General features: G+C 74.8%; 10 protein-coding genes and 2 riboswitches. Of the genes, 7 read left to right on the plus strand and 3 right to left on the minus strand.

Annotated features, from left to right (window positions below; all coding sequences use genetic code 11):
- The first annotated feature begins 150 nt into the window (after positions 1–150).
- The 4 genes from odhI to IW256_RS17510 all read left to right on the plus strand — a co-directional run bounded on the left by odhI (position 151) and on the right by IW256_RS17510 (position 3,304).
- On the plus strand, positions 151–687 hold the full coding sequence (odhI, locus tag IW256_RS17495) for an oxoglutarate dehydrogenase inhibitor Odhl (RefSeq protein WP_197012006.1): 537 nt from the start codon (positions 151–153) through the stop codon (positions 685–687).
- A 72-nt stretch (positions 688–759) separates the two neighbouring features.
- Positions 760–1,542 (plus strand): transcriptional regulator FtsR, encoded by a 783-nt coding sequence (gene ftsR / locus IW256_RS17500; protein ID WP_197012007.1) that lies wholly within the window; start codon positions 760–762, stop codon positions 1,540–1,542.
- A 140-nt stretch (positions 1,543–1,682) separates the two neighbouring features.
- A complete protein-coding gene (locus IW256_RS17505; protein WP_197012008.1) occupies positions 1,683–2,153 on the plus strand; it encodes a bifunctional nuclease family protein in 471 nt (156 codons plus the stop codon).
- 542 nt (positions 2,154–2,695) lie between these two features.
- Positions 2,696–3,304, plus strand: a complete 609-nt coding sequence (locus IW256_RS17510; RefSeq protein ID WP_307828926.1) for a MerR family transcriptional regulator — start codon at positions 2,696–2,698, stop codon at positions 3,302–3,304.
- Between the two features lie 258 nt (positions 3,305–3,562).
- On the opposite strand, the gene IW256_RS17515 is transcribed toward IW256_RS17510, so the two are convergent.
- Positions 3,563–6,067, minus strand: coding sequence for a flippase-like domain-containing protein (locus IW256_RS17515; protein ID WP_307828927.1), 2,505 nt, complete (start codon positions 6,065–6,067; stop codon positions 3,563–3,565).
- A 413-nt stretch (positions 6,068–6,480) separates the two neighbouring features.
- Positions 6,481–6,576: riboswitch (glycine riboswitch) on the plus strand.
- Positions 6,577–6,683: riboswitch (glycine riboswitch) on the plus strand.
- Between the two features lie 66 nt (positions 6,684–6,749).
- Between IW256_RS17515 and gcvP the strand changes: the two genes are divergently transcribed.
- Both gcvP and IW256_RS17525 read left to right on the plus strand, forming a co-directional pair.
- Positions 6,750–9,671, plus strand: coding sequence for an aminomethyl-transferring glycine dehydrogenase (gene gcvP, locus IW256_RS17520; RefSeq protein WP_197012009.1), 2,922 nt, complete (start codon positions 6,750–6,752; stop codon positions 9,669–9,671).
- Between the two features lie 164 nt (positions 9,672–9,835).
- The gene (locus tag IW256_RS17525; RefSeq protein WP_197012010.1) at positions 9,836–11,056 is read left to right on the plus strand and encodes a tetratricopeptide repeat protein; all 1,221 of its coding nucleotides are present in this window, start codon (positions 9,836–9,838) and stop codon (positions 11,054–11,056) included.
- A gap of 21 nt (positions 11,057–11,077) precedes the next feature.
- Here the strand turns inward: IW256_RS17525 and IW256_RS17530 are convergent, their stop codons facing one another.
- Positions 11,078–11,503: a PPOX class F420-dependent oxidoreductase gene (locus tag IW256_RS17530; protein ID WP_197012011.1), complete on the minus strand. Its 426-nt coding sequence runs from the start codon at positions 11,501–11,503 to the stop codon at positions 11,078–11,080.
- 57 nt (positions 11,504–11,560) lie between these two features.
- On the opposite strand from IW256_RS17530, the gene IW256_RS17535 reads away from it, so the two are divergent.
- On the plus strand, positions 11,561–12,157 hold the full coding sequence (locus tag IW256_RS17535; protein ID WP_197012012.1) for an alpha/beta hydrolase family protein: 597 nt from the start codon (positions 11,561–11,563) through the stop codon (positions 12,155–12,157).
- Between the two features lie 128 nt (positions 12,158–12,285).
- On the opposite strand, the gene IW256_RS17540 is transcribed toward IW256_RS17535, so the two are convergent.
- The gene (locus IW256_RS17540) at positions 12,286–12,489 is read right to left on the minus strand and encodes a DUF5999 family protein (RefSeq protein WP_197012013.1); all 204 of its coding nucleotides are present in this window, start codon (positions 12,487–12,489) and stop codon (positions 12,286–12,288) included.
- Positions 12,490–12,661 lie beyond the last annotated feature (172 nt).

Raw genomic sequence — 12,661 nt, forward strand, 5'->3', positions numbered from 1 at the left:
GCAACCGTCGTGTTGGCAGGCGGCGGGCTGGACCGTGGTCGGGGGCCGGTCCCCGGCGTGGGTTGGTACTGGATGCGCGTGGCGCGGGCGGTCTCCGTGGAAGCGGGGCCCCGCCGGCGGCACGCCGATGGTAGGAGGCCGAGCCGATCGATGCCGAGCGTCTACTGCACGCAGTGCGGTCACGCCAACCCGGATGATGCCCGCTTCTGCTCCAACTGCGGCTCTCCGCTGACGCGGAACGCCGCCGCCCCCACGCCCTACAGGGAGTCGCCTGGCGAGTCCACCTCCACCATCTCCATCGGCGGGATCGAGGCCCTGGAGGCCGACCAGGGCGCCGAGGCGCCCGTCGGCACCGACCAGGTCGCGGTGGAGGCGCTGCCGCCCGGCACCGCCCTGCTGGTGGTCAAGCGCGGTCCCAACGCCGGCAGCCGGTTCCTGCTCGACCAGGACCGCACCTCCGCCGGCCGGCACCCCGAGAGCGACATCTTCCTCGACGACGTGACCGTCTCCCGGCGCCACGCCGAGTTCGCCCGCGAGGGCGGCGCGTTCTCCGTCCGCGACGTCGGCAGCCTCAACGGCACCTACGTCAACCGCCAGCGCATCGACCACGCCGGCCTGTCCGGCGGGGACGAGGTGCAGATCGGCAAGTTCCGGCTGGTCTTCCTGACCAATCCGCAGCACGGCTGACCGGGCCCGCCGGCAGGGCGGGCGCGGGGACCGAGGGGGAAGAGCCACGGGGACGCGACGAGGGGAGGGGCCATGAGCGCACAGCCGGCACGGGCCCTGATGACGATCGGGGACGTTCTCGGGCTGCTGCGTGCCGATTTCCCCGACGTCACCGTCTCCAAGATCCGGTTCCTGGAGGCCGAGGGGCTGATCGAGCCCGAACGCAGCCCCTCGGGCTACCGCAAGTTCTGCGACGCCGACGTCGAGCGGCTGCGCTACATCCTGGTCTCCCAGCGCGACCACTACCTGCCGCTGCGGGTGATCCGGCAGCACCTGCAGGCCCGCGACCGCGGCGAGACGGTCGTTCCTCCGGGGCCGCGCCGGGAGGCGCGGGAGGTCCGCGAGCCGCCCCGGGAGCCCCGGGCGGAGGCCCCGCCCGCCGTGCCGCGCCGGCCCCGCACCCTGGTCGCGGCCGACAGCACGGCCGAGGAGCCCGCCCCCGCGCGCCTCACCCGGCGCCAGCTCCTCGACGGCGCCGGCATCGACGAGGAGATGCTGGCCCGGCTGGAGGAGTACGGCCTGGTGCGCCGTACCGCCGGGCACGGCGGCCACTACGGCGGCGAGGCCCTCACCATCGCCAGGACCGCCGCCGCCCTGGGCGCGTTCGGTTTCGAGGTCCGCCACCTGCGCGCGATCAAGGCGGCGGCCGACCGGCAGGTCGGGCTGATCGACCAGGTGGTGGCGCCGCAGCTGCGGCGGCGCAGCCCGGACGCGCACGAGCGGGCCGCCGAGACCGCCCGGGAGATCGCCGCGCTGGCGATGCGGCTGCACGCGGCCCTGGTCAGCACGGGTCTCCGGGAAAGTCTCGACCCCTGATCATGACCGATCGCAGGTTATTGCCGGACCGCGCCCGCGACCCGTCGTCCGGCCCTGGGTGTACGTTGGCTACAGGGTTCGGTCAGGGATCGGTCCGGGAACGGTGATCGAGACAGCGAGGACCAGAGCAGGGAGCCGTAGTGAAGCAGATGGAGGTCGTCGGCGTCCGGGTCGAGATGCCCTCCAATCAGCCGATCGTCCTGTTGAAGGAGACGGAGGGGGACCGCTACCTCCCGATCTGGATCGGGGCCGTCGAGGCGACCGCGATCGCCTTCGCCCAGCAGGGGGTGCTGCCGGCGCGTCCGCTCACCCACGACCTGTTCCGCGATGTGCTGGAGGCCCTCAGCGTGCAGCTGCGCACGGTGAACATCACCGCGCTGCGTGAGGGGATCTTCTTCGCCGACCTGGTGTTCTCCAACGGGGTCGAGGTGAGCGCCCGCCCGTCGGACTCGATCGCGCTCGCGCTGCGCACCGGGGCCACCATCTTCGCCAGCGAGGACGTGCTGGAGGAGGCCGGGGTGGCGATCCCCGACGAGCAGGAGGACGAGGTCGAGAAGTTCCGCGAGTTTCTCGACACGATCTCGCCCGAGGACTTCGGCCGCGCCGGCTGAACGTACCCGGCCGAACGTACCCGGCTGAACGTACCGGGCACGGCTGAAAGCGCACGGCGGGCCGAACGTGCCCGGCCGTCGGGACGCGTCCGCCGGGTGGACGGCGGGCACGCGGTGGACGGTACCGGCCACCCTCGCCGCGCCGTGCCGGGCGCCGAGTTCCAAGAACGGGCCAAGGTCCGGGTATAGGATCGGCACCGGGCGGGCATGCCCCGGGCAAGGAAAGGTCAGGTCCGCGCGACCCCGGCCGCTTCCGGTCTCGGCACGCCACCGCCCTGCATCTTCATACCGGACACCGTGTGGTCTTGCGAGGCCCGCCCCGCAGCCGTTTCCCCGGGGTGCGGAACGGGGTAGGAGTCCGGTTGAGAGCGGAGGTGCGCAGTTTGCCCACGTGAAGGCGGTTCATCCGGGCATGCGACGCGCCGACGTCGAACGTTGACCACACCCTGACCGGCACCTACCGTGCTGGTGGAACACCCGTGGTGTCATTCGTCAAACCCCCTTGACGAAGCACCGCGGGCTGATAGAAGCCGGAGGTCCGCGTGGCGGTGAGCAGCGGCGAGGGCAAGGCGACCCCCGACAGGCAGATGGCGTCTCGGCGCGCCGGAGAGCAGGGCCTGCTCTTCGACACCGAGGTGTCGGCGCCGCCCGAGGACGTGGGCTACCGCGGTCCCACGGCCTGCGCCGCCGCGGGGATCACCTACCGGCAGCTGGACTACTGGGCGCGCACCGCCCTGGTCGAGCCCAGCGTCCGGTCCGCGCACGGCTCGGGCAGCCAGCGCCTCTACAGCTTCCGCGACATCCTGGTCCTCAAGGTCGTCAAGCGCCTGCTCGACACCGGGGTCTCGCTCCAGCAGATCCGCACCGCGGTCAGCCACCTGCGCGACCGCGGTGTCCGCGACCTCGCCCAGATCACCCTCATGAGCGACGGCGTGAGCGTCTACGAGTGCACCTCGGCCGACGAGGTGGTCGACCTGCTCCAGGGCGGCCAGGGCGTCTTCGGCATCGCGCTCGGCCGCGTCTGGCAGGAGGTGGAGGGGAGCCTGGCCGAGCTCCCCGCCGAACGCGCCGCCACCGACGACGTCGACGACCCCGACGAGCACCCCCACGACGAGCTCGCCCACCGCCGCCGCGCCCGCAAGATCGGCTGACACCGGCCGGCCCGGGGCCGCCCCTCAGGCCCGGTCAGGGACGCCCGGCCCGCGACGCCCGGCCCAGGAGGCCCGGCGGGAAGGCCCGGCCCCCGACCCCGTTCACCCGAACCCCTGATCCACCGTAGTGCTCCCAGCACTCCTCGTACCTCGGGTAGCTCTCGTACCCTCGCCCGCCTGGCCGCGCCTGGCCGCCGCTCGGCCGTTCCGGTGTCCTGGTCGCGCACCCTCGGGATCACGGCCGCCCCCGCCGTACCCTCAGATGGCCTCCTTGCGCTGGAGGTAGGCGAAGGCCGCCCACCCCGGCAGGACGGGCAGCCACAGCGTCAGCAGCCGGTACAGCAGCACCGCCGAGGTGGCGGTCTCGGCGGTCAGCCCGGAGATGGTCAGGGCCACCGTGAGCGCCGTCTCGACGGCGCCGAGGCCGCCCGGCGTGGGCGCGGCCGACCCCACCGCGTTGGCGGTGAGGAAGACCACCACGACGGCGGTCCAGGGCAGCGACCCGCCGAATGCGCGGATCGAGGCGTCCAGGCAGACCACGAACCCGACCGTGAGCAGCAGCGTCCCGCCCAGCCCGGTGACGATCTTGCGGGGCGACTGGAGCACGTCGACCAGGCGGGGCACCACCCCCGAGAACATGGCGCGCATCCGCCCCGCCACGAACCGGCGCACCTTGGGGATGGTCAGCGCGACCGCGGTCAGCACCGCCAGCGCCAGCAGCACGATCACGATCGTCCGGGACGGTGCCAGGTCGCGGGTGGCGTTGCCGGTCGAGCCGGTGATGAAGCCGAACAGGATCAGCAGCAGGATGTGCATCACCATGCCCATGAGCTGGGACGCCCCGACGCTGGCGACCGCCGGCCCCGGCCGTACCCCCGAGCGCTGCAGGTAACGGGTGTTGAGGGCGACGCCGCTGACGGCGGCGGGCGCCACCAGCTTGACGAACGACGCCGCCACCTGCACCAGCACGGTGCGGCCGAGCGGGAGCCGTTCGGGCACGAACCCCATCAGCATGAACGCGGCGGCCAGGTAGGTCACCGCCGCCGCGCCGAGCGCCACCCCCACCCACCACCACGAGGCTCCGGCCACCAGCCGGACCGGGTCGACGCTGCTGAGCTGGGGGATGACGATGTAGGCCGCGAGGGTAAGCGCGACGATGCTGAGCAGCGTCCGGGGCCGGAACCGCTCCAGCCGGATCGGCGGGGCCTCGCTCTCCGGCTCCATCCGCACGATCTGCTCGCGGATCCGGGTGAGGAGGTCGCGGTGGGTGCGCAGGGCGGCCCGGGTGTCGCGGGAGAGCGCGACCCGCTGCAGCAGCGGGACCGCCCCCGCCAGCGCCTGCTCGCCCAGCACCGCGGCGGCGGTGCGGACGGCGCGTTCGGGGCCCACCCGCAGCGCCAGCGTCGTCAGCAGCTGCGCCAGGTCCAGGCGCAGCGCCAGGTCGCCGGCGGCGATCTCGCCCGAGCGCAGGTCGGTGAGGTAGGCGCGGCCCTCCTCGGAGACCAGGATCGCGCCGCCCTCCAGCCGCCGGTGCGCCAGCCGCGCGGACTGGAGCCGCCGCAGCTGCCCCCAGACGTCGGTCAGCAGCGCGTCGGTGACCGCCTCGTCGGGGAGGGCGTCCAGGCGGGTGCCGGGAACGTACTCGTAGGCCATCAGCGCGGCCTCGGTGCCCACCTCGGAGGTGCCGACCAGCCGGGGCGTGCGGGCGCCCGCCGCGTCCACGGCGTAGGCCATCAGCGACTCCTGCTCCAGCGAGCGCCGCAGCGAGCGCACCGGCCGGCGGGGCGCCGCCTCCCGCAGCCGGACCAGCCGCCACACCCGGTACAGCACCCCGGCGGTCTGCTGGTCGCGGTCCAGGACGGCGACCTCCAGCTGCCAGTCGCCGCGGGGCAGCGCGACGCCGGAGGTGTCGGTGGGCACGGCGCCGGGCGCGTGCGCGATCTGCACGCCGTAGCGGCGGACGTCGTCGGGCTCGCCGGGCAGCCACCGGGCGCGGACGGCGCGCAGGCCGATGCGCTCCAGGGCGGCGCAGACCGTGGATCCCGGGGGCCGGGGATTGGGGGTGCCGACCGCGTAGAGCGTGCCGTGCCCGATGGCCCGGCCGAGGAAGTAGGTGGCGACCAGCGCGGCCACCGAGGCGTAGGAGGCGGTCAGGCCGGTCAGCGCGGCCAGCCCGATCATCGTCCAGGTGGCGGCCTGCCAGCGGGCCCGGCCCGCCATCCCGACCGCGCTCACGAACGCGATCACCGGCGCGATGTCGGTGTGCACCGGCGCGGTCTCGGTGCCGCCCCAGATCAGCGAGTCCAGCACCCCGCCGGGCGCGGCGGAGATCACCCAGTCGTCCAGCAGCAGCGTGACGGCGAACGCGATCACCGCGGCCAGCAGCCCGATCGCGACCCGCGTCCCGTCCTTGCGGAACAGCCGCTCGACCGCGAACGTCACCGGCACCGCGAGCACGCCGAAACTGGAGGCCAGGGTCGCCAGGGTCAGCAGGAACCGGGGCGCGTGCGCGGTGCCCTCGGCGATGTCGGTCTGCAGCCCGTGGGTGGTCTGCTGGCCGATCGAGACCAGCAGCATGATCCCGGCCAGCCCCGCCAGCGAGGCCGCGAACCGGATCGCGTCGGAGGGACGGCGGATCCGGTCCGGGCGCGGGGGCTCGTCGACGGGCACCGGCGCCGGCGCGGCCTGGCCGGGCCGCTCGGTGTCGCCGTCGGTCTCATCGTGGGTCTGCGTCAACGTCCTGCCGCCGTCCGGACCTGTCACCGCACTCAGGGTCCCAGACCCGGCGGCACGCCGTCGAGCGCGGTGCCCGGTCCCTCGGGTCGCACGTCCACAGAGACTCCGTATCCTTCCGACCCCCGTGACCCCGCCTGTCTGGGGCCCTCCCGGATGCCCGTGCGAACGCGGTCGCGGACGCGGCGCCGGCGTCGCCCGGCCGCCCTCGTCCCGGCCGGTGTCCCCGTGGCCGGTCCCGTCGCTCTGGCTGTCGTCATGGTACTGGCCGGGGGCGCGAACGGGCACGCGGGCTTGATCGGCGGGACCGGCGCGCCCGCCGGGACACCGGCCTGGACGAGGCGGCAGGGACCGGCGGGGACGAGCGCGGCAGGTGCGGGGCCCGCCGACCCCGTGGCGATCGATCCGGGCGCCGGTTGGATAGAGTTCCAGGAGAACGCCGTCGACCCTGTGCGGGAGAGATCCCACGCAGCCAGCGTGGGACGCCGAAGGGGCAACCCTCCCCGGAACCTCTCAGGCAAAAGGACCGCTCGGGCGAGGCACCTCTGGAAAGCAGGCACCGTCCCTCATGGAGGGCGGGCCTCACCGAAGGGGAAATCCCGTTTCAGCGGGCGAATCTCTCAGGTGCCATGACAGAGGGGGAGACCGGCCAGCGGCCCGCACGGGCCGATGGTGGCCCTGAGCGACCGCAGCAGCCCAGGAGGCTCCCCAGATGACCGCCCAGTACTTCGCCCCCGTGGCGTCGCCGCAGCATCCACGGTCGGCGTTCGCCGACCGGCACATCGGGCCCTCGCCCGACGACCACGCCCGGATGCTGGCGGCCGTCGGCTACTCCGGCGCCGAGGCCCTGATGGACGACGCGGTGCCGGCCGCGATCCGCACCGCCCGGCCGCTGGAGCTGCCGCCCGCGCTGAGCGAGCCCGCCGCGCTGGCCCGGCTGCGCGAGCTGGCCGCCGCCAACACCGTGCTGACCTCGATGATCGGCCTGGGCTACCACGGCACGGTCACGCCCGGCGTGATCCTGCGCAACGTGCTGGAGAACCCGGGCTGGTACACCGCGTACACGCCGTACCAGCCGGAGATCTCCCAGGGCCGGCTGGAGGCGCTGCTGAACTTCCAGACGGTGGTGAGCGACCTGACGGGGCTGCCGGTCGCCAACGCCTCCATGCTGGACGAGGGCACCGCCGCCGCCGAGGCCATGGCCCTGGCCCACCGCGTCGTCAGGCGCAAGGAGCAGGGCGGCGCCTTCCTGATGGACGCCGACGCCCTCCCGCAGACGATCGAGGTCGTCCGGACCCGCGCGGTGCCGCTGGGCATCGAGGTGGTGACCGCCGACCTGAGCGGCGGCCTGCCCGAGGGCGACTTCTTCGGCGTGTTCCTGCAGTACCCCGGCGCGTCCGGCGCGGTGCGCGACCTGGAGCCGGTGACGGCGGCGGCGCACGGGCGCGGCGCCCAGGTCGTCGTCGCGGCCGACCTGCTGGCCCTGACCCTCCTCCGGCCGCCCGGCGAGTCCGGCGCCGACATCGTCGTGGGCTCGGCGCAGCGCTTCGGCGTCCCCTACGGCTTCGGCGGGCCGCACGCCGGCTACATGGCGGTGCGCGAGGGCATCCAGCGCCAGCTGCCCGGACGCCTGGTCGGCGTCTCGGTCGACGCCGACGGCGCCCCGGCGTACCGGCTGGCCCTCCAGACCCGCGAGCAGCACATCCGCCGGGAGAAGGCCACCAGCAACATCTGCACCGCCCAGGTGCTCCTGGCGGTCATGGCCGGCATGTACGCGGTCTACCACGGCCCCGAGGGCCTGGCCGCGATCGCCCAGCGCGCCCACCGCCGGGCCGCCGAGGTGGCGGCCGGACTGCGCCGCGGCGGGGTCGAGGTGGTGCACGGCTCGTTCTTCGACACGGTGCTCGCCCGCGTCCCGGGCCGGGCCGCCGAGGTCGTGGCGGCCGCCCGCGAGCGCGGCGTCAACCTGCGCCAGGACGGTACCGACCACGTCGGCGTCGCCTGCGACGAGACCACCCTGCCCGAGCACGTCGCCGCCGTCCTGGAGGCGTTCGGGGTCGAGCCGCTCCCCGCCGGCACGGACGGCGCGGCGGACGGCACGGCGGACGGGACGGGCGGCCTGCCCGAGGGCTTCCCCGGCGGGCTGCGCCGGGAGAGCCCGTACCTGACCCACCCGGTGTTCCACGCGCACCGCTCCGAGACCGCCATGCTGCGCTACCTGCGGAGGCTGCAGGACATGGACGTCGCGCTGGACCGGTCGATGATCCCACTCGGCTCCTGCACGATGAAGCTGAACGCCACCACGGAGATGGAGCCCATCACCTGGCCGGAGTTCGCCCAGATCCACCCGTTCGCGCCGGTCGAGCAGGCCCGCGGCTACCTGGAGCTGATCGGTGAGCTGGAGGACCGGCTCGCCGAGATCACCGGCTACGCGAAGGTGTCGGTGCAGCCCAACGCCGGATCGCAGGGCGAGCTGGCCGGGCTGCTGGCCATCCGCGGCTACCACGCCGCGCGCGGCGACGCCCACCGCGACGTCTGCCTGATCCCGTCCTCCGCGCACGGCACCAACGCCGCCAGCGCCGTCATGGCCGGGATGCGGGTCGTCGTCGTCAAGTGCGACGACGGCGGCAACATCGACCTGGACGACCTGCACGCCAAGCTGGACCGGCACGGCGCAGCGCTCTCGGCGATCATGGTGACCTACCCGTCCACCCACGGCGTGTTCGAGGAGACCATCACCGAGGTGTGCGCGGCCGTGCACCGCGCGGGCGGCCAGGTCTACGTGGACGGCGCCAACCTCAACGCGCTGGTCGGCCTGGCCCGCCCCGGCGAGTTCGGCTCCGACGTCTCCCACCTCAACCTGCACAAGACCTTCTGCATCCCGCACGGCGGCGGCGGTCCCGGCGTCGGCCCGATCGGCGTCCGCGAGCACCTGGCGCCGTTCCTGCCGAGCCACCCGCTGCGCGCGGAGGCCGGCCCGGACGGCGGCGGGGTCGGCCCGATCTCGGCGGCGCCGTGGGGGTCGGCGGGCATCCTGCCGATCTCCTGGGCCTACATCGCGATGATGGGCCCGGACGGGCTGCGCGCCGCGACCGAGGGCGCGATCATCGCCGCCAACTACCTGGCCGCCCGGCTCGCGCCGCACTACCCGATCCTCTACACCGGCCGCAACGGCCTGGTCGCGCACGAGTGCATCGCCGACCTCCGCAAGATCACCAAGGAGACCGGGATCACCGCCGAGGACGTCGCCAAGCGGCTGATCGACTACGGCTTCCACGCGCCGACGCTGTCGTTCCCGGTGGCCGGCACCCTGATGATCGAGCCGACCGAGAGCGAGGACCTGGCCGAGCTGGACCGGTTCTGCGACGCGATGATCGAGATCCGGCGGGAGATCCAGCGGGTCGCCGACGGCGGGTACGACCGCGACGACAACCCGCTCAAGAACGCCCCGCACACCGCGGCCTGCCTGATCACCGACGACTGGAAGCACGCCTACACCCGCGAGGAGGCCGCCTACCCGCTGCCCTCGCTGCGGGAGGGCAAGTACTGGCCTCCCGTGCGCCGGATCGACCAGGCGTACGGCGACCGCAACCTGGTCTGCTCCTGCCCGCCCCCCGAGGCGTACGAGGACTGACCCGAGGGGACGCGGCGGGGGACGCGGCCGTGCCCGCTCCGGTCCCGGGCCCCGGCCCGGGACCGGATCCGGCGTTCCCGCCGCCGATCCGGGTGTCGCCCCGGCGCGGGCGGCTCCGCCGTCGGTAGGCTCGGCCACACCGACCCGACCCCCAGAGGCGGAGCATGAGCGACACCCCCGACGCGGCCGGCCCGACCCCCGGCGCGGCCGGCCCCGCCGCCGAACCGGCGCGGCTGTGCGAGGAGGCCAGGCGGCTGGCCGAGGCGGGCGAGGCCGGACCGGCCGCCGCCCTGTTCGAGCGGGTGCTCGCCTTAGGCGACACCCCGCTGCGCGCCCAGGCGGCCCTCGGGCTCGCCGTCGTCCTCGACGACGCCGGCGACGTGGAGGCCGCCCGGGAGGCCGACCGGGAGGCGATCGCCACCGGAGACCCCGAGTACGGGCCGCGCGCCGCCTACCACCTGGCGCTCACCCACGAGCGCGCGGGCGACCCCGGCGGGGCCGCCCCGGCGTGGCAGGCCGTGCTCGACTTCGGCAACCCCGCCTACCTGCCGCCGGCGCTGCTGGCCCTGGCCCGGCTCGCCGACGACGCCGGCGACTTCGACACCGCCCGCGGCCACTGGGAGGAGGCGGTCGCCACCCGCGACGCCGAGTACGGCCCGCTCGCCGCCCACGACCTGGCCCAGCGCCTCCTGGAACGCGGCGAGCCCGCCCGCGCCCTGAGGATCCTCACCGCCGGGCTCCGGCTGATCGACCGGGAGAGCGCCCCCTACGCCTACGCGCGGCTGGCCGTCGCGCTCGGCATCGCCTACCTCGACCAGGCGATCGGCGCGTTCGGCGCGGCGCTCGGCGAGCCCGGCGCCGCCACCGACGGCGACGTCGGCCCGCTGGCCGTCGAGCTGCTGGCGCGCACCCTGCCGCTGCGCGGCCGGGGCGCCGAGGCCCGCGAGGTGTGGCGGCGCGGCCTGGCCGACCCCGGCGTCGCCGGCCAGGTCCGGGCCCGGCTGCGCCGGGACTTCGCCGCCGAGGACGAGGACGCCGACACGGCCGACCTGTGGTGGGAGCCGGTCGTCGAGCAGTCCGTGGCCGAGGGGACGCTCCCCGCGCTGGCGGGCGAGGCGTTCGGCGCCCTCGACCACATGTACGCGCTGCTGGCGGTGCGGTACGCCGAGGGCGCGTCCGGCGGCCAGCCTGCCGGGGCCGGGGAGGCGCGCGAGGCGCGGGAGGCGCACGAGGTCATGGGACGGGCCGTCCGGGTCCCCAGCGGCTACGCCTGGGGTCCGCTGCTGCACGAGAGCTTCGCCGAGCGGCTGCGGCTGGCGATGGGCTCGTCCGACCCGGCGCTGCCGCCCGGGTGGCCCGACGCCGAGCCGGTGCCCGAGACCTGACGGTCCCGCGGGGGCCGGGGATCAGTCCGCCACACCCCGTTCGGCGATCACCTTGGTGATCCGCACGCGGACCAGGTATTCGCCCGGGACCCCGTTGCGGGCGCCGAACTCCTCGGCCCGGCCGGCCCCCATGTACCGGCCCCCGATCCGCGTGGCCCAGCGGCGCAGCTCGTCCAGGTCCTCCGACAGGCTCGCCTCGCCGAGGAGGGTGACGAACGAGAACGGCGGCGCCTGGTCGTCCACGCAGATCGACACGCGCGGATCGCGCCGCAGGGCGCGGCCCTTCACGCTGGTCGCGGCGGTGTTGAACAGCAGGTCGGCGTCGTCGAGCACGAACCAGACCGGGGTCACGTGCGGGCGGCCGTCGGCGAGCGTCACGGCGGCCTTCCCGGTCCGGGTCCCCTCCATCACGAACGCGCGCCACTCGCCGGTGGTCATCTTTCCCATGGGGCCAGTCTGCACCCTGTGCGGGGGCGGGGTGGCCGACCGGCTACGTTGGGCGACATGGAGATCGTGACGGCGCGCGGGCCGGCCGAGGTGACGCTGGACGCGACGGTGAACCCCGCGTTCCTGCTGGTCCTGACGCACGGCTCGAACGGGGGAGTGGACGCTCCGGACCTGCTGGCGGTGCGGGCGGTGGCGCTCGGGCTCGGCGGCGCGGTGGCCAGGGTGCTGCAGCCGTTCCGGGCGGCCGGCCGCAGGGCGCCCGGGACGCCGGCGCGGCAGGACGAGGACTGGCTTCAGGTGATCAAGGTGCTGCGGGACCGCTTCGGCGAGGTGCCGCTGATCCAGGGCGGGCGGAGCAACGGGGCCCGGGTGGCCTGCCGTACCGCCCGCGCCGCCGGGGCCAGGGGAGTGCTCGCGCTGGCCTTCCCGCTGCGCCCGCCGGGCAGGCCGGAGCGGTCACGGGCCGGGGAGCTGCGGGAGGCCGGGGTGGAGGTGCTGGTGGTGAACGGGGACCGGGATCCTTTCGGGATCCCGGACGCGGCGGACGCCACCGAGGTCACGGTACTGCCGGGCGAGCGGCACGACCTGAACAGGAATCCGGTCGCGGTCGGCGCCGCGGTGGAGCCGTGGCTGCGCCGCTGGGCGGCGGGATGACGGTGCTCGGGAGAGCGACGAGAAGGCGTGCTTCCTCCGGGCCCTGGACGGGCCCGAAGGTCGGGACGGGCGGGCTTGCCCCCGTGGAAGATCACCCTGTCGGACCAGGCGGGCCTGGTCACGACTGATCAGGCGGCGGACGGTGCCGGAAGGTCCGTCGGCCGGTGCGGTGCGATGATTCCCCCGTCGGGCAGCAGCTCACCGGTGTCCTCGAACAGCACGACGCCGTTGCACAGAAGGCTCCACCCCTGCTCGGGGTGCGTGGCGAGCGTCCGTGCGGCTTCGCGGTTGGGGTCGTCGGCCGAGGGGCAAGGCGGCTGGTGCGGGCACATCGGCGTGCCTCCGGTCTCGGTAACTCGTGGATCGGTCTTTCTTTCTGACGCACCTCAGTGTGGAACGGTTCGAGCCGGGCGGCCATAGCCCGTTGGGACGGTTGTCCCGTGGTACCGGAGTACCGCCTGACTGTGACCCGTCTCACCCCGCGGTGTCAGGCATAGCGTGCCT

Origin of the sequence: Actinomadura viridis (genome assembly GCF_015751755.1) — a bacterium.
GTDB lineage: Bacteria > Actinomycetota > Actinomycetes > Streptosporangiales > Streptosporangiaceae > Spirillospora > Spirillospora viridis.